Annotated in this window: 18 protein-coding genes; 9 read left to right on the plus strand and 9 right to left on the minus strand. The window is 62.2% G+C overall.

Translation table 11 applies throughout. The features are described from left to right. Positions 1–83 precede the first annotated feature (83 nt). Entirely contained in the window at positions 84–575 is a 492-nt protein-coding gene (locus tag ABIE40_RS17775) for a (2Fe-2S)-binding protein (RefSeq protein WP_112720165.1), read from the minus strand. 280 nt (positions 576–855) lie between these two features. Between ABIE40_RS17775 and ABIE40_RS17780 the strand changes: the two genes are divergently transcribed. The 3 genes from ABIE40_RS17780 (at position 856) to ABIE40_RS17790 (ending at position 9,381) form a co-directional block, all read left to right on the plus strand. Further along, complete coding sequence (locus tag ABIE40_RS17780) at positions 856–1,122, plus strand: YMGG-like glycine zipper-containing protein (RefSeq protein ID WP_112385738.1); 267 nt, start codon at positions 856–858, stop codon at positions 1,120–1,122. 169 nt (positions 1,123–1,291) lie between these two features. Continuing rightward, on the plus strand, positions 1,292–3,214 hold the full coding sequence (locus ABIE40_RS17785) for an autotransporter assembly complex protein TamA (RefSeq protein WP_199627843.1): 1,923 nt from the start codon (positions 1,292–1,294) through the stop codon (positions 3,212–3,214). A gap of 62 nt (positions 3,215–3,276) precedes the next feature. Next, entirely contained in the window at positions 3,277–9,381 is a 6,105-nt protein-coding gene (locus ABIE40_RS17790) for a translocation/assembly module TamB domain-containing protein (RefSeq protein ID WP_199627844.1), read from the plus strand. Here the strand turns inward: ABIE40_RS17790 and ABIE40_RS17795 are convergent, their stop codons facing one another. After that, on the minus strand, positions 9,382–9,810 hold the full coding sequence (locus ABIE40_RS17795) for an Lrp/AsnC family transcriptional regulator (protein ID WP_112720162.1): 429 nt from the start codon (positions 9,808–9,810) through the stop codon (positions 9,382–9,384). Positions 9,811–9,938: 128 nt separating this feature from the next. Here ABIE40_RS17795 and rocF point away from each other — a divergent pair, with 128 nt between their 5' ends. From rocF to ABIE40_RS17825, 6 genes are all read left to right on the plus strand, one after another. Next, on the plus strand, positions 9,939–10,874 hold the full coding sequence (rocF, locus tag ABIE40_RS17800) for an arginase (RefSeq protein WP_112720161.1): 936 nt from the start codon (positions 9,939–9,941) through the stop codon (positions 10,872–10,874). Positions 10,875–10,891: 17 nt separating this feature from the next. Continuing rightward, positions 10,892–12,091 (plus strand): ornithine--oxo-acid transaminase, encoded by a 1,200-nt coding sequence (rocD, locus tag ABIE40_RS17805; RefSeq protein WP_199627845.1) that lies wholly within the window; start codon positions 10,892–10,894, stop codon positions 12,089–12,091. 298 nt (positions 12,092–12,389) lie between these two features. Continuing rightward, entirely contained in the window at positions 12,390–14,174 is a 1,785-nt protein-coding gene (locus ABIE40_RS17810; RefSeq protein ID WP_199627846.1) for a methyl-accepting chemotaxis protein, read from the plus strand. Continuing rightward, the gene (locus ABIE40_RS17815) at positions 14,174–14,650 is read left to right on the plus strand and encodes a chemotaxis protein CheW (protein WP_112720158.1); all 477 of its coding nucleotides are present in this window, start codon (positions 14,174–14,176) and stop codon (positions 14,648–14,650) included. Before ABIE40_RS17810 ends, ABIE40_RS17815 begins: the two co-directional genes overlap by 1 nt. 312 nt (positions 14,651–14,962) lie before the next feature. After that, complete coding sequence (locus ABIE40_RS17820; protein ID WP_199627847.1) at positions 14,963–16,720, plus strand: methyl-accepting chemotaxis protein; 1,758 nt, start codon at positions 14,963–14,965, stop codon at positions 16,718–16,720. A 517-nt stretch (positions 16,721–17,237) separates the two neighbouring features. Continuing rightward, on the plus strand, positions 17,238–17,954 hold the full coding sequence (locus ABIE40_RS17825) for a hypothetical protein (RefSeq protein WP_199627848.1): 717 nt from the start codon (positions 17,238–17,240) through the stop codon (positions 17,952–17,954). A 155-nt stretch (positions 17,955–18,109) separates the two neighbouring features. Here ABIE40_RS17825 and ABIE40_RS17830 read toward each other — a convergent pair whose 3' ends face one another. The 7 genes from ABIE40_RS17830 to ABIE40_RS17860 form a co-directional block, all read right to left on the minus strand. Continuing rightward, the gene (locus tag ABIE40_RS17830) at positions 18,110–19,768 is read right to left on the minus strand and encodes an OFA family MFS transporter (protein WP_199627849.1); all 1,659 of its coding nucleotides are present in this window, start codon (positions 19,766–19,768) and stop codon (positions 18,110–18,112) included. Positions 19,769–19,859: 91 nt separating this feature from the next. After that, positions 19,860–20,105, minus strand: coding sequence for a formate dehydrogenase subunit delta (locus tag ABIE40_RS17835; RefSeq protein WP_112720154.1), 246 nt, complete (start codon positions 20,103–20,105; stop codon positions 19,860–19,862). After that, entirely contained in the window at positions 20,095–20,922 is an 828-nt protein-coding gene (gene fdhD / locus ABIE40_RS17840) for a formate dehydrogenase accessory sulfurtransferase FdhD (protein WP_199627850.1), read from the minus strand. Before fdhD ends, ABIE40_RS17835 begins: the two co-directional genes overlap by 11 nt. Continuing rightward, positions 20,922–23,801 (minus strand): formate dehydrogenase subunit alpha, encoded by a 2,880-nt coding sequence (fdhF, locus tag ABIE40_RS17845; protein WP_199627851.1) that lies wholly within the window; start codon positions 23,799–23,801, stop codon positions 20,922–20,924. Before fdhF ends, fdhD begins: the two co-directional genes overlap by 1 nt. Continuing rightward, entirely contained in the window at positions 23,798–24,049 is a 252-nt protein-coding gene (locus ABIE40_RS17850; protein ID WP_199627852.1) for a hypothetical protein, read from the minus strand. Before ABIE40_RS17850 ends, fdhF begins: the two co-directional genes overlap by 4 nt. Next, the gene (locus ABIE40_RS17855; protein ID WP_199627853.1) at positions 24,050–25,606 is read right to left on the minus strand and encodes a formate dehydrogenase beta subunit; all 1,557 of its coding nucleotides are present in this window, start codon (positions 25,604–25,606) and stop codon (positions 24,050–24,052) included. Beyond that, a complete protein-coding gene (locus ABIE40_RS17860) occupies positions 25,603–26,082 on the minus strand; it encodes a formate dehydrogenase subunit gamma (protein WP_199627854.1) in 480 nt (159 codons plus the stop codon). The genes ABIE40_RS17855 and ABIE40_RS17860 overlap by 4 nt, the downstream gene beginning before the upstream one ends. Positions 26,083–26,103: the final 21 nt, after the last annotated feature.

Consider the following 26,103-nt stretch of genomic DNA (forward strand, 5'->3'; position numbering starts at 1 on the left):
GATGTCCTCCAATGGGGTTTCGGGCCTGGCATTCCGCCAAAGATTACAGTGTTCGGCAGCTGCCAGACGAATTCAGGGAGATGCTATTCGGCAGCCTGCTTGGCGCCGCCATGCATTTCGGCATTGGCAGACAGCACGGCCTTGACGATGTTGTGATAGCCGGTGCAACGACAGATATTGCCCTCGAGCTCGTGGCGGACGGTCTCTTCGTCCAGCTGGCCGCCATGCCGGTTGATCATATCGACCGAGGCCATCACCATGCCGGGCGTGCAGAAGCCGCATTGCAGGCCGTGATGCTCCTTGAAGGCTGCCTGGACCGGGTGCAGTTCGCCGTTTGCGGCAAGCCCCTCGATCGTCGTCACCGACGAGCCGGATGCCTGGACGGCAAGGATCGTGCAGCTCTTCACCGACTTGCCGTCCATGTGAACGACGCAGGCACCGCATTGGGTCGTGTCGCACCCGACATGGGTGCCGGTCAGGCCGAGCTTTTCGCGAATGAAATGGACGAGAAGCGTTCTTTCTTCACAGTCGCCGCTCACCGCGCGGCCATTCACCGTCAGTTTGACTTTCGCCATGATGTCCTCCTTGTGCCTCCTCCAGGCACAAGCGGCATCATTTGACTTTTTCCCTGCACTATCAACCGCTACTTTAGGGAGTTGTATCAATTTTGCTTCACTATGCGGGAGGAAAAGCCACGAGCCCTCTTGCAACGTTCTGAAATGAAGCGTGACCGGATTTTTCGTGGCAGTTGCTGGACACGATTTCTTTACGCCATAGTTTGCAGGCAGCGTGACAAAAAGAAAAACACGTGAGGGACAGCTGCTGCCCGGGGGGCAGCCAACCCAGGAGATGAAAATGAAGAAGATTATTGCATTCGTACTCGTCGGCCTCTCGATCGCGAGCTGTACTCCAACCCAGCAGGGTGCCGGCATTGGCGCAGCATCCGGCGCCGTGATCGGCGGCGTTGCAACCGGTAATGTTCGTGGCGCCGCTGTTGGCGCAGCAATCGGCGGTGTCGCCGGCGCCCTGATCGGCCGTGTCGCCGAGCAGCCCGGCCAGTGCTACTACCGCGACCGGAACGGCAACCGCTACATCGACGACTGCCCGCGCGGCGGCTACTGAGACCTAAATTCAACCATGCAGAAATCCCGGCCAGCGCCGGGATTTTTCATTTTTTGTACTAAATTAGCCCAGCAACAACTTAAATTGGTACACGTTTCGCATTTTTGCCGCTAAGGTGCCCGCGGCTGGGCAACGCGAAGCTTCATTTTCATGTAACAAAAAGCGGCGGATGCAGATCAGAGGGAAGACACCGAAAGCGGGTTTCGCGTCTCGGCGGACAGGCACCATGATGGTGATCGCGGCAACCGCCGCGCTTTCGCCGTTTCTGGTCGATGAGGCATACGCCTTCAAGCTGTTTGGCATAACGATATTCGGCAAGGACGATAGCGACGCGGAGCAGGTTCCTGATCCGGTGCGCTATGACGTCGATCTGACCGCGGGCACCGCCGATCCCGATCTCACGGAAGCGCTGCAGAACAGCTCTCGCCTGGTCGGCGACAAGGACAAGCCCGTCTCCGGCGATCTCGGCGTCGTCGTCAAGGCGCGCGACGACCGCGACCGGCTGATCGCCACGCTTTACGAAAAGGCCCGCTACGGCGGTGTCGTCACCATCACCATCGGCGGCAAGAATATCGATGACCTGCCGCCCAATCCGGTTTTCGACCGCTCTAAGCCGGTTCCGGTCAACGTCTCCGTCGATCCAGGCCCCGTTTTCCATGTCCGCGATGTCCAGTTCGGCGGCGATGCGGCGATGCGCAATCCGGCCGACTATGACCTCGCGCCCGGTCAGGAAGCCGGATCCCTCGTCATCATCAAGGCCGGCGACAAGATCGTCGAGCAGCTGAAGAGCGAGGGTCGCCCACTTGCCAAGCTCACCAAGCGCGAAGTGGTCGCGGACCACCGCAGCAACACCGTCGACATCATCATCACCACGGAAGGCGGCCCGGTCGCACCTGTTGGCTCCGTCGGCGTCACCGGCGAAAAGGGTGTGAAACCGGACTTCATCCAGCGCTATTCCCGCCTCAACCGCGGCGATGCCTATTCGCCCGAAGCCTTGAAAAAGGCCGGTGACCGGCTGCGGGCGCTCGGCGTCTTCTCCAGCGTCACCATTCACGAAGCCAACGAGCTTGCTGCCGATGGCACACTGCCGATGACCATCGAGGTCTCCGAAGGCAAGCAGCGCTACTTCGGCTTCGGCGCCAATTATTCGACGATCGACGGCTTCGGCGTGCAGGGGTACTGGGGCCACCGCAACCTATTCGGCGAGGCGGAATCGCTGCGCATCGAAGGCGCGGTCGGCCGTCTCGGCGAAAACGACATCAGCAATCTCGATTACTCGGCCGGCATCTCCTTTACCAAGCCCGGCGCCTTCCTGCCCGCCGGAACGCTGAAGGCATCGATCCTCGCCAAGACCGAAAACCCGGACGCCTACAATGCCTCGCTGCTCACCGGTTCGCTCGGCTATGCCTATGAGCTCAGCGATCAGGACACCGTCTCGGCAGCGGGCGAAGTCAGCTACGAAAAGGACGACGACGCCTTCGGCCAGAACGAATACCTGACCTTCGCTCTGCCGCTGACTTATGAGCGCGACGCCCGCGACAACAAGTTCAACCCGACCGAAGGCTACCGCGCGACGCTCGCGGCAACCCCGAGCTACGAAGCTTTCAACGGCACGATCTTCTCCTCCTTCGAGGGCTCGATCTCGGGCTATCAGGCAATCGGCGCCGAAGACAATGTCGTCTTCGCCGGGAAGCTCGCGACCGGCTTCATGGTCGGCGGAGAGCTGCAGGACATCCCGGCGACCCGCCGCTTCTTCGCAGGCGGCGGTGGATCGGTGCGCGGCTATGGCTATCAGGAAATCTCGCCCTACGACGCCGACAACGAGGCGACGGGTGGCAAGTCCTACGTGACCGCGTCGCTAGAAGCGCGCGTGAGGATCACCGATACGATCGGCATCGTGCCCTTCCTCGATGTCGGCACGGTCTCCGCGGAGACCTTCCCGGATTTCGGGGATTTCCGCGCCGGTGCGGGCGTCGGTATCCGCTATGCAACGCCTTTCGGCCCATTGCGGCTTGATTTTGCCGTACCGCTGAACAAGTACGAAAATGGCACGGCCTATGGCATCTATGCCGGCATAGGCCAATCATTCTAACGGTGTGACAAGCAGCCGCTTGGCCGCTGCAGCACCTCGCGAACGGGATAGTGTCCGCCTTCATGCAAGCACTGACGAAGCTCATCAACTGGATCGTAAGGCTGCTCGGCTACGGGCTGGGCGTCGTGCTTGTGGCCGCGGCGATCGCCATTGCCATCTTCGGCTTCACCACCTTCGGTTCGCGCATCGTGATGGAGAAGGTTGCCGAGATCATCTCCAACCGCGACATGAACATCGCGATCCGCGAGCCCGGCAGCTTGCTGACCGGCGGTCTCGATGCGGCGCAGGTGACGATTTCCGATACGCGCGGTGTCTTTGCCGAAGCCCGCGGCATCTCGATCAACTGGAACCCGCTGGCACTTCTGACCGGCACCTTCCACGCCAAGCAGATCGGCATCCAGTCGGTGACCGTCGTGCGTAAGCCGATCCGCACCCTTCCCTCCCCGCCCGATACCGGCGAGGAAGGCGGCTTCAAGCTGCCGATCAAGATCGCCATCGATAGCATCGTCTTGCCGCAGATCAATCTCAGCGAACAGCTGGCGGGACGCGCCTTCACGCTGACCGCGAACGGCAATGTGCAGGCCGACCAGGACGGCGGCCACGCCGTCATCAACGTCAACCGCCAGTCCGTTCCTGATGCGAAGCTCAGCGCCGATGTCGCCTTCATGCCGGGAGAAAACCAGCTGCGGCTGAAGGCACAGGTGGCCGAGCCGAAGGGTGGCCTTCTGGCCACGCTGCTGTCGCTGCCGGGCGAGCCCGCCGTCAATGTCGCCATCGACGGCGATGGACCGATCTCCAACTGGAAGGCCAAGCTGCAGGCTTCGCTCGACGGTCAGCCGCGCGCCTCGATCGAGGGCCAGCATGTGCTCACGCCCGAGGGGCTTCACCAGCTGAACCTGAAAGGCGGCGGCGACCTTAGCTCGCTGCTTCCCCCGCCCTTCCGTCCGCTCTTTGCCGGCCAGACGAATATCGATCTCGCCGCCACTTTCGACAACAAGGGCAAGATTGACATCCAGACCGGCAATCTCGCGACCGGCTCGGTCGTCATCGCCGCCTCCGGGACGCTCGATCCCGCCGGCAACAACAGCCTCAACGCCAATGTGCTCGGCACGTCGGGTCCTGTCGATTTTCGCTGGCCGCTCGAAAAGGGCGAGGCGCGCTTCCTGATCAGCGGCCTCAATCTGGCGCTGACAGGCGATGCCCAGGCAGCCCGCCTGAACGCCAGTGCCTCGCTCGACGCCGTCACCTTGCCGCAGGCGACCGCAAGCAACGTCAAGCTCACAGCCAAGAGCGACGCTTTCAACATCGCCAAGCGCAGCGGTGGCGTACAGATCCGGCTGGTGGCCGGCGATACGGCTTTCCTCGATCCGAACCTCAACCGCGCAATTCAGGGCCCGGTCACGCTCGCTGCCCCGATTCAGATTGCCCCTGACAGCATCGGCTTCAACGGCACGACGCTCGAAAGCGCCAATGCGAGCGGCGGCGTCAACGGCACCTACCGGCTGGCAAATCAGGCGCTGACGGGCAATGCCAAGCTGACCATCGAGCCGGCCGCCCTCCCGCCCGCCGTCGCTCCACGCTTCGACACGCCGATCTCGATCGAGACCCAGGTCGCCGGCACGATCCCCTCGAAGATCAACCTGTCTAACCTGATCGTGAAATCCGGCACGATCGAAACAGCCGGCAACGTGACGCTCGACGGCGACACGCTAGCTGCGGATCTCAGCGGACGCCTGCCCGATATCGCCAAGCTCGCCGAGAACGCCAGCGGTGAAGTCGGTTACACGGTCAATGTCAGCGGCGCTCTCTCGGCCCTTGCGATCAAGGCCAATCTCAAGTCGGCGACGCTGCATACGGTCGACCGCACGCTTTCGAACCTTGACGTCAACATCACCGGCACCGCCGACCCCGCCGCACCGCAGGCAACGATCGAGGCGAAGGGCGCGATCGACGGCCAGCCGCTGACGATCAATGCCAATGCCCTCTCGAAGGACGGCATCACCAGCATCCCGTCGATCTCCGTCGAGGCCGGCACCAACAAGCTGAATGGCAATATCGAACTGACGCCCTCCTTCCTGCCAAGCGGCAAGCTGAGCTTCGATTTCCCCGATGTCGGCCTGCTTGCGGCACTCGCCGGTCAGCGGGCCGAGGGCGACCTCAAGGGCGGCTTCGACATCGCCAATGACGGCGGCAAGATTTCGATCGCCGCCAAGGCAAGCGGCAGCGGCATCCGCCGTGACGGCCTCTCGCTCGTCCGGCCCGATATTGACGTGACGATCAGCGACCTCAAGGCCTTCGCCGCGAGCGGCGTCGTCAAGGCCGACGAGATTTCGTCGGGCGCCAATGTGATCAGCGGTCTGGCGCTGAATTTCACCCAGCAGCAGAACCGGACAAATTTCGATCTGTCGTCGACCTACGATGCCAATCCGCTGGTCGCGGCCGGTGCCGTCGAGACCAATGGCGGCGACATGAAGATCGAGCTGAACCAGCTCTCCGCCAAGCCGCGCAACATTGCAGTCGACCTGGCTGCACCAACCGCTGTCACCATCTCCGGTGGAGCAGCGAAGCTCGACGGCCTGACGATCCGCACCGGCGACGGCTCGGTCAGCGTTTCCGGCTCGGCCGGGGAAACGCTCGATATCAACGCCACGATCAAGGACCTGCCGGCAAGCCTCGCGAACACCTTCGTGCCCAAGCTCGAAGCGGCCGGAACCATCTCGGGCACGGTCACGGTCACCGGCACACCCGCGGCACCGCTCGCCAATTTCAAGCTCGACTGGAAGGATGCCGCCAGCAGCCACACCAAGGCGGCCGGCCTTTCCGGCTTCGCGATCGAGGCGGGCGGCAAGTTTGCCGACAACCGCCTGGATTTCGAGACCACCGCGGCAGGCGACAAGAAGCTGTCGCTGAAGGCATCGGGCAATTACACGGTGGCGGGCGCTGATGCACAGGCGCTATCCGTCGATGCCGAGATCGCCAATGTGCCGGCTGCTCTCGCCAACGCCTTCGTTCCCGATCTCGGCGCCGAGGGCATCATCTCGGGAACGGCAAAGGCATCTGGCAAGCTTCCGCAACCGACCGCCGATTTCAAGGTGACCTGGAAGGATGCTGCAACGAGCCAGACCGTCAAAGCCGGGCTCGCCAAGCTTGGCATAACGGCAAACGGCACCTTCGCCGGAGACACGCTCGATTTCACCGTTGATGCGGCGGGCGCCATGGATTTGAGCCTCAAGGCGACCGGCAATTTCGCCGTCTCCGGCCTTCAGGCCAACACCCTCTCCGTCGATGCGACCGTCAGCAACGTTCCCGCATCGCTCGCCAACGGCTTCGTTCCGGATCTGAGGGCCGAAGGCATGATCTCCGGAACGGCGAAGGCGAGCGGCAGACTGCCGCGCCCGGCCGCCGACTTCGATCTTGCTTGGACGGACGCGGCAACCGGCCAGACGAAAAAGGCCGGTCTCGCCAGCTTCGACGTCTCCGCCAAGGGCAAGTTTGCCGACAACAAGCTCGATTTCGATGCCAGCGCCGACGGCGCCAACAGCCTGTCTCTCAAGGCTCTCGGCAATTTCACCGTCGCCGGACCGGATGCCAACACGCTCTCCGTCGACGCGACGCTCAGCAACGTCCCCGCGGGTCTCGCAAACCCGTTCGTGCCCGGCCTCGGCGCCGAGGGCCTGATCTCGGGCACGGCCAAGGCCAAGGGCAAGCTTCCGGCGCCGACCGCCGATTTTGACCTGACCTGGGCCAATGCCGCAACCGATCAGACGAAAAAGGCAAAGCTCGCCAGCTTCGACGTGACGGCCAAGGGCAAGTTCGCCGAGAACAGGCTGGACTTCGATGCCGCCGCCAGCGGCAAGAACAGCCTGTCGCTGAAGGCTCTCGGCAATTTCACGGTCACGGGCCCCGATGCCAACGCAATCTCGGTCGATGCGACCGTCAGCAATCTGCCTGCCGGCCTCGCCAATCCGTTCGTTCCCGGCCTCGGCGCCGAGGGCTTGATCTCCGGCACCGCCAAGGCATCCGGCAAACTGCCGCGGCCGACTGCCGACTTCAACCTGACCTGGAGCGATGCGGCGACCGACCAGACGAAGAAGGCAAAGCTCGCGAGCTTCAATGTCTCGGCCAAGGGCAAGTTCGCCGATGCCAAGCTCGATTTCGATGCCACGGCGAGCGGCACCAACAGCCTCTCGCTGAAGGCGAACGGCAACTTCATCGTCTCCGGCCCGGATGCGAACATGCTGAATGTCGATGCCGATATCAGCAACGTCCCGGCTGGTCTCGCCAATCCCTTCGTTCCCGGCCTCGGCGCCGAGGGCCTGATCTCCGGCACCGCCAAGGCATCCGGCAAGCTTCCGAACCCGGCTGCAGACTTCAAGGTGACCTGGAAGAATGCGGCCACGAGCCATACGAAAGCCGCCAACGTCACCGGCCTTGGCGTCTCGGCCGATGGGACGCTGTCGGGCAACACGCTGAATTTCAACGTCAATGCCAGCGGCAGCGGCGCCCTGTCCTTGAAGGGTAAGGGCAGCTTCACGGTCGCCGGCCCCGATGCCAATTCGCTGAAGGCCAATGCCGACATCGCCAACCTGCCGGCCGGCATCGCCAACGCTTTCGTTCCCGGTCTCGGCGCCGAGGGCGCGATCTCGGGCAGTGCAAGCGCCGCAGGAAAGCTGCCGATCCCGAATGTCGATTTCAAGCTGAACTGGAAGAATGCCGCGACCAGCCAGACGAAGAGCGCCGGGCTCGCGCCGCTCGGCATCACCGCCGATGGCAAGCTTGCAGGGCAAACCCTGACGATCGATACCGGTCTCAGCGGCGAAGGCGGCCTGTCGATGAAGGGTGGCGGCAGCGTCGGCATAGCAGGCCAGCGCGCCCTGAACCTGCAGTTCAAGGGCAATCTTCCCTTCGCCATTCTCGGCGCGCAACTCGCCCAGCAGGGCCTCGTCGCCGATGGTGCCGCCGATATCGATCTGCGCATCACCGGCAACGCCGGCGGTCCCGTGATCAACGGCACGATCAACACCAGCGGCGCCAAGATCGTCGACGTACGCCGCAATCTGGCGCTCAACAACCTGACCGCCAATATCACCATGAATGGTCAGCAGGCGACGATTTCCCGCTTCAGCGCCAATCTCGCCAGCGGCGGTGCTATCTCGGCCAGCGGCACGGTCGGCATCCAGCCGAACAGCGGCTACCCCGTCAATATCGAGGTCAAGCTCGACAAGGCCGTCTATGTCGACGGAACGCTGGTTGTCGCCACGGTGGACGGCACGCTCGGCATGCGCGGCCCGCTGCTCTCCAATCCGACGCTGAGTGGCCGCCTCAATCTCGAAAAGGCATCGATCACGGTACCGGAAAAGCTGCCGACGTCGCTGCGCGAGATCAACATCAAGCATATCCATGCGCCTGCCGCCGTTCGCGCCCAGCTGCGCGACGAAGGCAACCAGGGCGCCAGCCAGAAATCCTCGACCATCGCGCTCGACCTGCGGCTCGATGCACCCTCGCAGATCTTCGTGCGCGGCCGCGGCATCGATTCCGAGCTCGGCGGCAGCGTCACGATCAAGGGAACGGCAGCCTCGCCCGTCGTCTCCGGCGGCTTCACCATGCGGCGCGGCCGCCTGACGATCCTCAATCGGCGCATGAACTTCACCGACAAGAGCCGCATCACCTTCGCCGGCGACCTGACACCGGCGCTCGACATGGAAGCCAGCTCGACATCGGGCACGACGACGCTGACCGTCGATGTCGCGGGTCTCGCGACCGATCCCGCCATTACCTTCTCCTCCTCCCCCGCCCTTCCGCAGGACGAAGTGCTGGCGCAGCTGATCTTCGGTCAGTCGATGTCGAAGCTCTCGCCGGTGCAGATCGCCCAGCTTGCCGATGCCGTCAGCCAGTTGGCGGGCGGACGCTCGACCTCGCTCTTCGAAGGCCTGCGCAATCAGCTCGGCGTCGACGATCTCGACATCAGCACTGACGAGAAGGGCCAGACCAGCGTCAGCGTCGGCCGCTATCTCAACGAACGTACCTATTTCGAGCTGCAGCAGGGCGGCGAAGCGGGCGCCAAGGCGGTCATCAATCTCGATGTCGGTCGCGGTGTGAAACTGCGTGGTGCGGCCGGTGGCAACGGCTCTGGCGAAGCAGGCGTCGTCTACGAGCACGAATACTGATCAGAACACCGTCTTGCTGGTCTTCAGCAGGATGTTGGTCTCGGTAACGTTGATGCCGTCGATCAGGCGAATGCGCCGGAGGGTCTCGTCGAAGGAAACCAGATCACGGTCTTCCAGTTCGGCGATGAAGTCCCATTTGCCGTTGGTACTGTGAAGCGCGCGCACCTGCGGAAGACCGCGCAGCTGATCGGCCACCTTGTCGGCGAGCTTGCCGAGAACCTCGATGAGAATGATGGCCCGGACACCGGCCGAGCGCACTTCATGACCGGTACGGATGGTGAAGGCGGCGATCGTGCCATTCGCTACCAGCCGGTCGATACGTGCTGCCACGGTGGCGCGTGACGCGCCGGTCATTGCCGCAAGCGACGATACCGGCGTGCGCGCATTGTGGCGCAGCGCGCTCAGCAGTTCCTGATCCAGATCATCCATGATGTTCACTTTGCTCAAACGATGTGATCAATCTGTACAATGGCGCTTTTCTTTTGGCAATTTTCCATCTTTTTGCCGCCGCGCCGATAGCCGAATATGCAACTCGAAACTCGGAAACGGAGCCCGGAATGGACGTTCAGTCGCGCGCAGTCACCCTCATTGGTGTTCCCCTCGAAGAAGGCTCCGGCCGCAGAGGCGCGGCCATGGGCCCGGCAGCGCTGCGCATCGCCGGTATCGACCAGACGCTGATCGAGCTTGGCCACGACGTGAAGGATGAAGGCGACCTGCAGATCGTCCCCGCCCGCGATCTGCCGAACCATCCGAACGCCCATAACCTGCGCATCGTCGGCGCTTTCACCCGCGCTCTGGAAGCAAGCACCTACGAGGCCGCAGCCGCCGGCCGCTTCCCGCTGATCCTGGGCGGCGACCATGCTCTGTCCATGGGCAGTGTTTCCGGCATGGCGCGCTATGCCGCCGAAAAGGGCCGTCCGCTCTTCGTCATCTGGCTCGATGCCCATTCCGATTTCAACACGCCGGAAACCTCACCCTCCGGCAACATCCACGGCATGCCTGTGGCTTTCTTCAGCGGCAACGCAGAATTTGCCGAAATCTTGCCGAAGAACCGCCCCTTCGTCGATCCCCGCCATGTCTTCCAGGTCGGCATCCGCTCCGTCGACGCGCCTGAGCGCGTGCTGATCAAGCAGCACGGCGTCAACGTCTTCGACATGCGCTCGATCGACGAGCAGGGCATTGCCGCGATCATGAAGCAGATCCTGGCTGCCGTCGAAGCGGCGAACGGCCTTCTCCATGTCAGCCTGGACGTCGACTTCCTCGATCCCGATATCGCGCCCGGTGTCGGCACGACGGTTCCGGGCGGCGCCACCTTCCGCGAAGCCCACCTGGTCATGGAGATGCTCTCCGACAGCGGCCTCGTCTCCTCGCTCGATCTCGTCGAGCTCAATCCATTCCTCGACGACCGCGGCAAGAGTGCCCGCGTTCTCGTCGAGCTGACGGCAAGCCTCTTCGGCCGCCGTATCTTCGACCGTCCGACACGCGCCGCATAATCTGAGGGAACACGGCCATGAACGCATCTGAAAGCCTGATCGCCACCGAACAGCGGCTCGGCGCCCATAACTACAAGCCGCTCGACGTCGTCCTGACACGCGGCGAAGGCGTTTACGTCTGGGATACCGACGGCAAGCGCTATCTCGACTGCCTCTCGGCATACTCGGCGGTCAACCAGGGCCACTGCCATCCGAAGATCCTCGCCGCCATGGTCGAGCAGGCCGGGCGCCTGACGCTGACGTCGCGTGCCTTCCGCAACGACCAGCTGGCCTATCTCTACGAAGAGCTTGCAGCCCTCACCGGCTCGCACAAGATCCTGCCGATGAACTCCGGTGCCGAAGCCGTCGAAACCGCCATCAAGGCGGTCCGCAAATGGGGCTACGAAGTGAAGGGCGTGCCGGAGGGCAAGGCCGAGATCATCGTCTGCTCGGACAACTTCCACGGCCGCACGCTGAGCATCATCAGCTTCTCGACCGATCCCGATGCGCGCACCGGCTTTGGACCCTTCACCCCGGGTTTCCGCACCATTGCCTTCGGCGATGCCGACGCCTTTGCCGCCGCCATCAACGAGAACACCGTTGCCGCCCTTATCGAGCCGATCCAGGGCGAAGCCGGCGTCAAGATCCCGCCGGCGGGCTATTTCAAGCGCGTCCGCGAGCTCTGCACCCAGCATAACGTCACATTGATCCTCGACGAAATCCAGACCGGCCTCGGCCGCACCGGCAAGCTGCTCGCCGAAGAGCATGAAGGCATCGAAGCCGACGTGACGCTGATCGGCAAGGCGCTCTCCGGCGGCTTTTATCCGGTTTCCGCAGTTCTCTCGAACAGCGAAGTCCTCGGCGTCCTGAAGCCCGGCCAGCACGGCTCGACCTTCGGCGGCAACCCGCTCGCCTGCGCCGTCGCCCGTACCGCGCTCAAGGTCTTGACCGAAGAAGGCATGATCGAGAATGCCGAGAAGATGGGTGACTACTTCCTCGAAGGCCTGCGCTCGATTCGCTCCAACATCGTCAAGGATGTTCGCGGCCGCGGCCTGATGCTGGCCGTCGAGCTGGAGCCGGAAGCAGGTGGCGCCCGCCAGTATTGCTACGGTCTCAAGGAGCGTGGCCTGCTCGCCAAGGATACCCACGAGAACACGATTCGTCTCGCCCCTCCGCTGGTCGTCACCAAGGAGCAGGTCGAGTGGGCTCTCGAGCAGATCGAAAAGACGATTACCTGAAGTCTGCAGCCACTTCCCCGGCCGCAACTCCGGGGAAGTATTTTCGACTATCCTCAGGAAAACATTACTAATATGCGGCAGTAAAATGCCGCAGTTACTCATTCTTAATCTAAATAATTATATTACTTTAGTAGAAACACCAGGGCGTATTTGCGGGGGCAGGAGCCGGGTTTTCAGGATTTATTTGAGCTCAGACCTGCCGCACCGGATGCGATGCAGGTGCGGACACCTGTTGCCCTGTTCCGGCAAGAGAGCCGCCCCCGTATCGCCTGAGGCGCAGTCTCCATAAGGGACGACGATGCCGTTATTTTCAATAGTTTCAGGAACCGACGCCAAGGCGATGTTCTCGGCGCTCAACAGATCGCAGGCCGTCATTGAATTCGACCTGCAGGGCAATATCCTCACCGCCAACGAAAACTTCTGCCGCACGGTCGGCTACGAGCTTTCCGAAATTGTCGGCAAGCACCACCGCATCTTCTGCGAGCCGGAATACGTCGCCTCGCAGGCCTATAAGGATTTCTGGGCAAAGCTCGGCCGCGGCGAATTTGACGCCGGCGAATACCGTCGCATCGGCAAGGGCGGCCGCGAAGTCTGGATCCAGGCGACCTACAACCCGCTTCTGTCCAACGGCAAGCCCTACAAGGTCGTCAAGTTTGCGACCGATGTCACTGCGACCAAGCTCGAGTCAGCGAATGCCATCGGCAAGATCGAAGCGATCTCCCGCGCCCAGGCCGTGATCGAATTCACCCCGGCCGGCGAGATTCTCACCGCCAACGGCAACTTCCTTGACGTCGTGGGCTACAGGCTCGACGAAATCCGCGGCAAGCACCACAGCATGTTCTGCGAACCGGCCTATACCGGCTCGCCCGCCTACCGCGAATTCTGGGCCAAGCTCGCGTCCGGCCAGTTCGTCGCCGAAGAGTTCAAGCGCATCGGCAAGGGCGGCAAGGTCGTCTGGATCCAGGCATCCTACAACCCGATCTTCGACATGAACGGCCGCGTCTTCAAGGTCGTCAAGTTCGCCACCGACATCACCAGCCGCGTCCACGCCGTCGACGAGCTCGGCCAGGGCCTGACGAAACTCGCCGCCGGCGATCTCACCGGCTTGATCGACACACCCTTCCTCCCCGCCCTCGACAAGGTTCGCCTCGACTTCAACAGCGCCGTCGAGCGACTGGGCGATGCCATGCGCACCGTTGCCGAAAATACCGACGCAATCGCCCACGGCTCCCGCGAGATGAGCATCGCAGCCGATGAGCTCTCCCGCCGCACCGAGCGCCAGGCCGCGACTGTCGAGGAGACTGCGGCTGCTCTCGAGGAGATCACCCAGACGGTCGCCGACAGCGCCAAGCGCGCCGGCGAGGCTGGCGAACTGGTGGCCAAGACCAAGCTAGGCGCTGGGCACTCCGGCAGCATCGTCCGCAAGGCTATCGGCGCCATGGATCAGATCGCCAACTCGTCGCGCGAGATCAGCAACATCATCAGCGTCATCGACGAGATCGCCTTCCAGACCAATCTTCTGGCTCTCAACGCCGGTGTCGAGGCTGCCCGCGCCGGAGAGGCCGGCAAGGGCTTCGCCGTCGTTGCCCAGGAAGTCCGCGAACTCGCCCAGCGCTCCGCCAACGCGGCCAAGGAAATCAAGACGCTGATTACCGCATCGACCGAGCATGTGAAGAGCGGCGTCACCCTGGTCGGCGAAACCGGCAATGCGCTGGAAGAGATCGTCTCGCAGGTGACCGAGATCGACAGCAACGTCGTCGCCATCGTTACCGCCGCCCGCGAACAGTCGACCGGGCTGAACGAGATCAACAAGGCGGTCAACGCCATGGATCAGGTGACACAGGACAATGCCTCGATGGTCGAGGAGACCACTGCGGCGAGCGGCAAGCTCTCCAAAGAGGCCGAAAACCTCAGAGTTCTGCTGTCACAGTTTAGATTTGCGCAACACTCTTTGGCTAAGCTCAACAACAAAGCCACAAACGCGCCAGCCGCCTACGGAACGCCGCGTGGTCAACGGGTAAGTACTGTCCGCGCCAATGGCGGCGCAGCCGCTCTGGCTTACGAGAACTGGGAAGATTTCTAATGAGCACCATTAATTCCAATAGTTTCAGTGGCGACACGCTCGAGATCATTGCCTTCCGGCTGCACGATCAGGAATTCTGCGTGAAGACGACGACCATCCGCGAAATCCGTGGCTGGGCCCCTTCGACGCCGATCCCGCATGCTCCGACCGATGTCATCGGCGTCATGAACCTGCGCGGCTCGGTCATCCCGATCATCGACCTCGCCTACAAGCTCGGCATGAAGAGCACCGTCGCCAACGAACGCAGCGCAATCGTCGTTGCTGAAGTTCACAGCATGGTCATCGGCATGCTGGTCGACCGCGTCTCCGACATCCTGACGATCTCTTCCAGCCAGGTTCAGCCGGTTCCGGAAGTGACCGCTTCCTTCGACCGCGCTTACTGCGAAGGCATCATCGCTTCGGAAAACGGCATGATCTGCTTCCTGAACCTCGCCAAGATGTTCAAGGAAAACGAAGCCGAAGAGCTGGCCGCCTGATCACTGAGCGCCACACCGAAGCTCAAATAAAAAGGCCGCCCTCTGAGGCGGCCTTTTTCGTGCCCGGTGGAACATGCCCAGCAGAAATCACCGATGAAAACTTGTGGCCAAAACAAATCTTATTAGCAATCTCTTTTATACGCTAAATTAACCTTCCCATTAGCATCATTGGTTGCGACAAAAGCAGCCTATGTTTTCCGATAGTTGAAGTTATCCCGTTTAGCGAGAATAGCCTCCGTCAAAATCCATAGATTGCATTTGGGCATTTTCTGCCGTGGCGCAGGGCGCGCCGGCCACAAATGGGGAACGGGGATGCTTGGTTTATCTTCCGATGCAAAATACATTCTTGATGCCATTTCGAAATCGCAGGCCGTCATCGAATTCGACCTGAAGGGCAATGTCCTCAAGGCCAATGACAACTTCTGCCGGGCCATTGGCTACGGTCTGGATGAGATCACCGGCAAGCACCACAGCATGTTCTGCGACCCCGCCTACGCGGCAACCGCCGAGTATCGCGAATTCTGGGCGCGACTCGGCCGCGGCGAGTATGACAGCGGCGCCTACAAGCGCCTCGCAAAGGGCGGGCGCGAGATCTGGATCCAGGCGACCTACAATCCCGTCTTCAAGAACGGCAAACCCTACAAGGTCGTCAAGTTCGCCTCCGACATCACCGAGACCAAGCGCCAGTCGATCGACGACGCCGGCAAGCTGAATGCCATCTCGCGTTCGCAGGCTGTCATCGAGTTCAAGCCGAACGGCGAGATCCTGAAGGCCAACGAGAATTTCTGCAAAGGCCTCGGCTACAGCCTCTCCGAAATCACCGGCAAGCATCACAGTATGTTCTGCGACCCGGCCTATGCGCGCACCGAGGAATACGCCAACTTCTGGCGCCGCCTCGCGGGCGGCGAGTTCATCGCCAATGAATTCGTCCGCTACGGCAAGGGCGGCAAGGAGATCTGGATCCAGGCCGCCTATAACCCGATCATCGATGCCGATGGCCGCGTTTATAAGGTGGTGAAATTCGCCACCGATGTCACCGAACGCATGAGCGCCATCAGCCGCCTCGGCGCCGCGCTGAAGCTGCTCTCGGAGGGCGACCTCACACGAACCGTCGACACCGCCTTCGTCCCGTCGATGGAGCAATTGCGCCATGATTTCAACGCCGCAATCGAAAAGCTGCGCGATACCTTGACGACGATCGGCGAGAATACCGTGGCAATCGCGGCAGGCTCCCAGGAAATCGGCGGCGCGGCGGACTCCTTCTCCAAGCGCACCGAACAGCAGGCCGCCTCGGTCGAACAAACGGCAGCGGCCCTGGAAGAGATCACCACGACCGTGAACGACTCCAGCCACCGCGCCGCCGAAGCAGGCTCTCTCGTCGCCAAGACCAAGCAGGGCGCCGAACAGTCCGGCGTCGTCGTGCGCAACGCGGTCGCCGCCATGGGCCAGATCGAACAGTCCTCGCGCGAGATCACCAACATCATCGGCGTTATCGACGACATCGCCTTCCAGACCAATCTTCTGGCACTGAATGCCGGTGTCGAAGCCGCCCGCGCCGGCGAGGCCGGCAAGGGGTTCGCGGTCGTTGCACAGGAAGTCCGCGAACTGGCGCAGCGCTCCGCGAGTGCTGCAAAGGAGATCAAGGCCCTGATCAACCAGTCGAGCGAGCTGGTGAAGAACGGCGTCAGCCTCGTCGGCCGCACCGGCGAGGCGCTCGAGGAAATTCTCGGGCAGGTCGCCGCGATCAATACCAACGTCTCGGCAATCGTCGAAGGCTCACGCGAACAGGCAACGGGTCTGAAGGAAATCAACCAGGCCATCAACACCATGGACCAGGCGACGCAACAGAACGCCGCTATGGTCGAGGAGAGCACGGCGGCAAGCCATAAGCTTGCGGCCGAAGCCGAGATCCTGAGATCGCTTCTCAGCCAGTTCCGTCTCGGCAATGAAATGCAACAGCGCACCGCCGCACGGCAGATGCACAATTCCCCGGCCTTGCATCTGGTCGCCCGCGTTGCCAAGGCGCATGGCGCAGCCGCTCCGGCGGCCGATAGCTGGGAAGAATTCTAAGCTCCAGGCAAGCACGACTGTTACTCCGGCCCCGCTCTGCGGGGCCTTTTTCATTCCATCATTGCAAGCAAAACGTGCCGATCAACAGCCACCAGGTACGTAATCCTTGATTGAATTAGAATATTACGATTGACGAAATCAAATTCGGAGCGGCACAAGCGCCGTTATGCAATGCGACAATGCGAACAATGCTTTCCCGCAGCCAATTTCCGGGAATCCTAATAAAAACAATCGCTATAAATTCCAGAACTTTCCAATTATTGCGCAATGGAAAATGATCTATACAGACTGCGATCTTTTTCGTTTAGATCTCTTTAGCTGTACAAATAAGCAAAACCAACTTTAGCGCGAAACAGCTACACAACATTAGAACTTACGTATATTCTTATATTGTATCAACGGGAGACCAGACAGCCACTCTTGGTTGCTGACATCCCGAGACGGAAAGCGCGCGCTTCCAATTTTGATTTCCAAGCCTGGGCATGGGGTCCTGGCAGAATCGTTTTGGAGGTTGGAAATGCAGTATCATAAATCGGCGATCGCCATAGTCGCAATCAGCTGTGCATCGCTCATCATTCCGGCACAGGCCTCTGCTGAAGGTCTGCTCGGCGGCCTGGGGAGCGCCCTTGGCGGCGGCTCCAAGAACAGCAGCAGCGGCGGCAGCAAGAGCGGTGGCGGCGGCCTCAGCATTGGTGGCAGCAACGGCGTCAGCGTCGGCAACAATGGCGGCCGCGGGCTAAGCGCTTCGATCGGCGGCTCCAGCGGCGTCAATGCCAGCGTCGGCGGCACCTCCAAGGGCGGCCTCGGCGTCAACGCATCGGTCGGCGGCACCAACGGCATTAACAGCAAGACGACGCTCGGCGGCGCAACCAAGGGCCTCGGCGTCGGCACCACGGCCAGCGTCGGCGGCACGAAGGGGCTCAATGCGGATGTGAACGCCACGGTCGGCGGTCCGGGCCTCGTCAGCGCCAAGGCCAAGGCTGGTCTCGGCGGCAACACGCTCGTCGATATCGCTCTCGGCCTGCCGGGCATCGACCCGAACGATCCGGACGGCCCCGGCGGTCCTGATGGTCCGAATGGTCCGCGCGGCCCCAACGGCCCGACCTACTCCTATAATGACATGTCGGCTGCAGAAAAGGCCAAGGTCAAGCTGCGCTGCCGCGACATCCTCGGCTCCGGCGGCTACGAGGCGAGCCTCGTCAAGCTCTGCCGCATGGTCATCGCAATGCGGTGACCGCCTCCCCCGGCAGTACCCGGCGCCTCGGCGCCGGGTATTCCTGGGCAACAGCTCAACTCCAGAATTTCCGCGCCTCGCCCCGGAGGCGCCTTTTTTATGCGAAAAAGGGCACGCGCAAAGCGCATGCCCCTCTCTCAAATCATCAGTTCCGATCAGCCGAACAGCGCAAGCGTCGCTTTCAGCGTCACCCAGACACCCCACAGCAGCGGAATGCCGACGACGGCCCAGGCAACAGCCGCCTTGGCATCGAAGCCACCGCGGCCGATGCCGAAGGAGCCGCTCGGCCCGGCGCTTGCGGCTGCCGATTTCGCCTGCAGCGATGCCACTTCCGCGTCCGACATGAACCACTTGTCGGCAAGCGGCCGCACGAAGAGATTGGCGATCAATCCAAGCGCCAGCATGCCGGCGAGGATATACATCGTGCCGGTATAGAGCGCCGGTCCGGGTGCAACGCCGGCCGAAATCTGCGCCTCGCGGATATAGTTGACGACGACGGGGCCGACGATACCGGCGGTCGCCCATGCCGTCAGCAGACGGCCATGGATGGCGCCGACGAACTGGGTGCCGAAGATATCGGCGAGATAGGCCGGGATCGTTGCAAAGCCACCGCCATACATCGACAGGATGATGCCGAAGGCGAGAACGAAGAGCGCCTTGTTGCCCATGTCGGCAAGCGTCGGTGCTGCCGCATAGAGAACGATGCCGAGGATGAAGAACGTGAAGTAGGTGTTCTTGCGGCCGATCTTGTCGGATAGCGACGCCCAGAAGAACCGCCCGCCGATATTGAAAAGCGACAACAGACCGGCAAAGCCCGCTGCAATCGTTGCGATCGATGCCTTCTGGCCCGCATCGAGCTGCGCAAAGCCGACATCCGGCAGGCCAATCAGCGAACCGGCGAAGATTTCCTGCAGCATCGGCGACGCCATGCCGAGAACGCCGATACCGGCAGAAACGTTGAGGCATAGCACCGCCCAGATCAGCCAGAACTGTTTGGTCTTGTGCGCATCGCGCAGATGCACATGCTTGGTGGTGATCATGCTGCTCTTGGCGGCAGGCGCCGTCCAGCCTTCCGGACGCCAGCCGGCCGGCGGGATGCGGTAGCCGAAGGCACCGCCCATCATGAAGACGAAGTAGATGACGGCCATGACCACGAAAGTCTGCCAGACGCCGACCGACGTATCGGTCTTGAAGGTGTTCATAAGCAGGTTCGCGAGCGGAGCGCCGATCATCGCGCCACCGCCGAAGCCCATGATCGCCATGCCGGTTGCCATGCCGCGGCGGTCCGGGAACCACTTGATCAGCGTCGAGACCGGCGAGATGTAGCCGAGACCGAGGCCGATACCGCCGATCACGCCCGCGCCCAGCCACATCAGCCACAGCTGGTGGGTCATGACGCCGACGGCGGCGACGAGAATGCCACCGCACCAGCAGCAGGCGGAAACGAAACCGGCCTTGCGCGGACCGACCCGCTCAAGCCAGCCGCCCCAGATCGCTGCGGAGCAGCCGAGGAGCACGAAGAACAGCGTATAGATCCAGCCGAGATCGGCGACGCGCCAATCGCAGCTGGTGGTGAACAGGGCCGAAGCCAGCGTCAAGTCCGGGCAGGCCGTCGACGCGCTGATGCCGAGAGATTTCGACAGCGGCAGCCAGAACACGCTGAAGCCGTATGCCATGCCGATGCACAGATGAATGGCGAGTGCGGCCGGCGGCACGAGCCAGCGGTTGAACCCCGGCTGCGCAATTATTCGCTCACGATCAAGCAGGCCAGCGCCCGCTACTACCCCTGCTCCTGATGTATCCGCTGCGGTCATGAATGAGTTCCTCCTGGATCTGACCTTGCTGACATGAATCGCGCTCGAACAGGCAATGACAACCTGCGTCCCCCCTTGCGCGAAACGATGTTTACTGCCGGATAGGCTCCGCCGGCTCGGGCTTGCGGATCAGGGAAGACGCCTCGATCACCAAGGGATCGAAACCGTTATTCTCCTGCTCCAGAATCTCGAAAAATTGGCGCCGCATGCGCGGCTCCCAGAATTTATTGATATGCGTGGCAACTCCCTGAGCCGCCTCGTTGGCCGGCTGGGTCTTGAAAAAAGTGGCAATCTGATTGGCCATGTAGACCAGCTTGGAACGGGTATCATGCGACATCGGCGATGCTTTCGGGCGAGATGCGGTCTGGATGGGTGAAAATCTCGAAGTCTTCGCCGCGCACCAGCGCAACAAGCGTCATTCCGGCTTCCTCGGCCGTGCGGATCGCAAGCGCTGTCGGGGCCGAGATGGCGATCAGGATCGATGCGCCCAGGATCGCCGTCTTCTGCACCATCTCGACCGAAATACGGCTGGTAACGACGACGGCACCACCGGCACCGGTTCGCCCCGAACGGATCACCGCACCGCAGAGCTTGTCGAGCGCATTGTGACGGCCGACATCCTCGCGGACGGCAAGAAGCCCTTCGCCGGGCAGATAGAATCCTGCGCCATGGACGGCCCGGGTTTCACGATGCAGCGGCTGCGTCTCGTTCAGCAGCGAGGCCGCCCGGACGATATCGGCATGCGTCAGCATCAAACCGGCGCCGGACACATCCGGCACCTTGCGCACCGCCTGCTCGATCGACTCGATGCCGCAGAGCCCGCAGCCGACCGGCCCGGCCATGCTGCGGCGCCGGGCGCGCAGGGCGTCCTCGACGTCATCGGCAAGCATGATCTGCACGTCGATGCCAATCTCACTATCGACGACCTCGACCGAGGAGATCTGCTCCATCGAGCTGATGATACTCTCCGTCAAGCTGAAGCCGACGGCGAAATCCTCGAGATCATCGGGCGTCGCCATCATCACCGCATGCGAGCTGCCGCCATAGGAGAAGGCGATCGGTACCTCTTCCGGCACGATCCGCTCGCCCGGCACGACCACACCGCCCTTGCGGGCGATGCGGCTGACGGAGATGCGCGTGTGCCGGTCGGACATTACTCCGCGGCCTCCATCTTGCCGGAGATACGGCGGCTTTGGCGGGCCTGCTCGTCATATTCGAGCTGCCATTCCGTCGGCCCGTTGGAAGGCGAAACCTGCACCGCCGTCACCTTGTATTCCGGGCAGTTCGTCGCCCAGTCGGAGAAGTCGGTGGTGATGACGTTCGCCTGCGTCGTCGGGTGGTGGAAGGTCGTGTAGACCACACCCGGCGCCACGCGCTCGGTGATCAGCGACCGCAGCGTCGTGTCGCCGGAGCGGCTCTGCAGCTTGATCCAGTCGCCATCGCGAATGCCACGCTGTTCGGCATCATGCGGATGGATTTCCAGCCGGTCTTCTGGATGCCAGGCAACGTTATCGGTACGGCGCGTCTGCGCCCCGACATTGTACTGGCTGAGAATGCGGCCGGTGGTAAGCAGCAGCGGGAAGCGCGGGCCGGTCCGTTCGTCGGTCGCGACATATTCCGTGCGGATGAACTTGCCCTTGCCACGAACGAAACCGTCGACATGCATGATCGGCGATCCCTCGGGATGCTTCTCGTTGCACGGCCACTGAACCGAGCCCATCTTTTCGAGATAGTCGTAAGAGACCATCGCAAAGCTCGGCGTCGTCGCGGCAATCTCGTCCATGATCTCGGACGGATGCTTGTAGTTCCAGTTGAGGCCCATCGCCTGGGCGAGCTTCTGCGTCACTTCCCAGTCGGCATAGCCGTTCTTCGGCGTCATCACCTTGCGCACGCGATTGATGCGACGCTCGGCATTGGTGAAGGTGCCGTCCTTTTCCAGGAAAGTCGAACCGGGCAGGAAGACATGCGCGTAGTTGGCGGTCTCGTTGAGGAAGAGATCCTGCACCACGACACATTCCATCGCAGCGAGGCCGGCCGCCACATGCTTGGTGTCGGGGTCGGACTGCAGAATGTCCTCGCCCTGGATGTAGAGGCCCTTGAACGTGCCATCAACAGCCGCGTCCAGCATGTTTGGAATGCGCAGGCCAGGCTCATTGTTGAGCTTCACGCCCCAGAGCTTCTCGAAGACATCGCGGGTCGCGTCATCGGAGATATGGCGGTAGCCCGGCAGCTCGTGCGGGAACGAGCCCATATCGCAGGAGCCCTGCACGTTGTTCTGGCCACGCAGCGGGTTCACGCCCACGCCTTCGCGGCCGATGTTACCGGTCACCATGGCGAGGTTGGCGATCGCCATGACCGTCGTCGAGCCCTGGCTGTGCTCGGTGACGCCGAGGCCGTAATAGATCGCGCCATTGCCGCCGAGCGCATAGAGCCGTGCTGCGCCGCGCAGATCGGCAGCCGGAACGCCGGTGAACTTCTCGGTCTCTTCGGGGCTATGCTGCGGTTCGGAAACGAAGGCCGCCCAGTCCTCGAATTCCGACCAGTCGCAGCGCTCGCGGATGAATTTCTCGTTGAACAGGCCTTCGGTGACGATGACATGCGCCAGCGCCGTCATGACCGCAACGTTGGTGCCGGGCTTCAGCGGCAGGTGATAGGCCGCCTCGACATGCGGCGTGCGCACCAGATCGATGCGGCGCGGATCGATGACAATCAGCTTGGCGCCCTGGCGCAACCGCTTCTTCAGACGCGAACCGAAGACCGGATGGCCGTCCGTCGGATTGGCGCCGATGACGACCACGACATCGGAATGCTCGACGCTGTCGAAATTCTGCGTGCCTGCCGAAGTGCCGAAGGCCTGGCCGAGACCGTAGCCGGTCGGCGAATGGCAGACGCGGGCGCAGGTATCGACATTGTTATTGCCGAAGCCGGCACGGATCAGCTTCTGGACGAGGAAGGTCTCCTCGTTGGTGCAGCGCGACGAGGTAATGCCGCCGACCGCTTCGCGGCCATACTGATACTGGATGCGCTTGAACTCGGAGGCGACATGCGCATAGGCCTCGTCCCAGGTCACTTCCCGCCAGGGATCAGTTACCTTCTCGCGGATCATCGGGTTGAGGATGCGGTCCTTGTGCGTCGAATAGCCGTAAGCGAAGCGGCCCTTGACGCAGGAGTGGCCGCGGTTCGCCTGGCCATCCTTCCAAGGCACCATGCGCACCAGCTCTTCGCCGCGCATTTCCGCCTTGAACGAACAGCCGACGCCGCAATAGGCGCAGGTTGTGACGGCCGAATGTTCCGGCTGACCGATGGCGATGACCGATTTTTCCGTCAGCGTCGCCGTCGGGCAGGCCTGCACGCAGGCGCCGCAGGAAACGCATTCGGAATCGAGGAAATGCTCGTGCATGCCTGGCGAAACGCGCGATCCGAAACCACGCCCCTCGATCGTCAGCGCGAATGTGCCCTGCACTTCCTCGCAGGCACGAACGCAGCGCGAGCAGACGATGCATTTCGACGGGTCATAGGTAAAGTACGGGTTCGACTCGTCCTTCGGCATCCATTTCAGATTGATCTCGCCGTTGCTGCGCGTCTTGACGTGATTGTCGCCCTCATAGCCGTAGCGAACGTCACGCAGGCCAACCGCACCTGCCATATCCTGCAATTCGCAATCGCCGTTGGCAGCGCAGGTCAGACAGTCGAGCGGGTGGTCGGAGATATAGAGCTCCATCACACCGCGGCGGATATCCTTCAGGCGGCCCGTTTGCGTATGAACGACGAGACCAGCAGCAACCGGCGTGGTGCAGGAGGCAGGCGTTCCGTTGCGGCCTTCGATCTCGACGAGACAGAGGCGGCAGGAGCCAAAGGCATCGACCATATCGGTGGCGCAGAGCTTCGGCACTTGGATCCCGGCCTCCATCGAAGCGCGCATGATCGACGTGCCCTCCGGTACGGTGATTTCCCGGCCATCGATGGTCAGCGTGACCATGGCTTCGGATTTCGAAGCCGGCGTTCCGTAGTCAATTTCGTGAACGAGGCTCATATCGCTTCTCCGGCCATATTAATTGGCGTCAGTGATTCTCGCGCGGTCCGCGCGACGACTTCAAGGAGTTCAAAGGGCAAATCTGCCTTCAAACCTGAGAACGTCATCTTCCCGTTCTCATCCGAATAGAAGACCTCAAACACGACACAACGCTGATCGTCGATCTGCTCGCTGACTTCCAAATACATGCCATCCCGCTCGACGTCGCTTCCGCGAACAAATGAGAACATTCTGCCGGAAATAACCATCTATTCCGCAGCCTCCACCATGGGAGCAGGAGAAAAATCATCCGGGAAGTGCGTCATCGCACTCATCACCGGATATGGGGTGAAGCCGCCCAAAGCACAGAGCGAGCCGAATTTCATCGTGTTGCAGAGATCGGTAAGCAGCGCCCGGTTCTTCTCGGGTTCGATCCCCTGGGCAATCTTGTCCGCCGTCTCGAATCCTCGTGTCGAGCCGATGCGGCAGGGCGTGCACTTGCCGCAGCTTTCGACGGCGCAGAATTCCATGGCGAAACGCGCCTGCTTCAGCATGTCGGCCGTGTCGTCGAAGACGACGATGCCGGCATGGCCGATCAGGCCATCCTTGGCGGCAAAGGCTTCATAGTCGAACGGCGTATCGAACAGCGCGCGCGGGAAATAGGCACCGAGCGGGCCGCCGACCTGCACCGCCTTGACCGGCCGTCCGGTCGCCGTGCCTCCGCCGATCTTGTCGACGATATCGCCGAGCGACAAGCCGAAGGCCGTCTCATAGAGACCGCCATGCTTGACGTTTCCGGCGATCTGCAGCGGGATCGTGCCGCGCGAACGGCCCACGCCGAAATCGCGATAGAAGGCAGCGCCCTTGTCGAGGATGACGGGCACCGAGGCCAGCGAGATGACGTTGTTGATGACGGTCGGCGACGCGAACAGGCCCTTGTGCGCCGGCAGCGGCGGCTTGGCACGCACGATGCCGCGCTTGCCTTCCAGGCTGTTCAGCAGTGCCGTTTCCTCACCGCAGACATAGGCGCCGGCGCCCATGCGCACTTCGATATCGAAGGCCTTGCCCGATCCCATGACCGACGGACCGAGCACGCCGGCCTTGCGGGCGATTTCCACCGCCTCCGTCATGGCAGCGATCGCATGCGGATATTCAGAGCGCGTATAGACGAAGCCCTTGGTGGCGCCGGTCGCGAGACCCGCAATCGCCATCCCCTCGATCAGCACGAAGGGATCACCTTCCATGATCATCCGGTCGGCAAAGGTACCGCTATCGCCCTCGTCGGCATTGCAGACGATGTATTTGCGCGGACCCTGGGCGTCGAGAACCGTCTTCCACTTGATGCCGGTCGGGAAACCCGCGCCGCCACGGCCGCGCAGACCGGAATCGGTGACTTCCTTGACGATATCGGCAGGCGCCATCGCGGCCGCGCGCCTCAGCCCGGCAAGACCGCCATGCGCCTCGTAATCTTCGAGCGACAGCGGATCGGTGATGCCGCAGCGGGCGAAAGTCAGGCGGGTCTGTTCCTTGAGGAATGGGAGGTTTTCGACCTCCCCAAGACAGAGCGCGTGATCGCCGGCCGACACAAGCCCAGCTTCGAATAATCCGGCAACATCCTTGGCCTTCACAGGACCATAGCCGATACGCCTGCCGTCGACTTCCACTTCGACGAGAGGCTCAAGCCACAGCATGCCGCGCGAGCCGTTGCGCACCAGCTTCACATCGAGACCGCGTGCTGCGACTTCCGAAGCGATCGCCTTGGCAACCTTGTCAGCGCCGAGCGAAAGTGCAGCCGCATCGCGGGGAACGAAAATCTTGACGGTCATCGCCGAACCTCCGCTGCGAATTCGGCAATGGTCTCGTCATCGATGCGGCCATAGAGCTCGCCGTCGAGCATTGCCGCCGGGGCGCAGGCGCAAAGCCCGAGACAGTAGACCGGCTCCAGCGTCACGCTGCCATCGAGCGTCGTCTGGTGAAAATCGATGCCGAGAAGCTTTTTGACCCGCTCAGCCACGGCGTCGCCGCCCATCGACTGACAGGCCTCGGCCCGACAGAGCTTCAGGACATGGCGGCCTGCAGGATGGTCGCGATAGTCGTGATAGAAGGTCACCACGCCATGCACTTCGGCACGCGACAGGTTCAACTCATCCGCGATGACAGGAAGCGCTTCCTGCGGCACATAACCGAACTCATCCTGGACTTCATGCAAGATTGGAAGGAGCGGGCCTTCGAGGGAACGAAGGTGCGAGACGATCGCGCGGGTGCGCTCGGCAATATCGCCATTGGCGACGTGAGCATTCATTGTGGCAGGCCTCCCGAGGCT

Source organism: Rhizobium sp. OAE497 (assembly GCF_040546565.1).
In the GTDB taxonomy this organism is placed as follows: Bacteria; Pseudomonadota; Alphaproteobacteria; order Rhizobiales; family Rhizobiaceae; genus Rhizobium.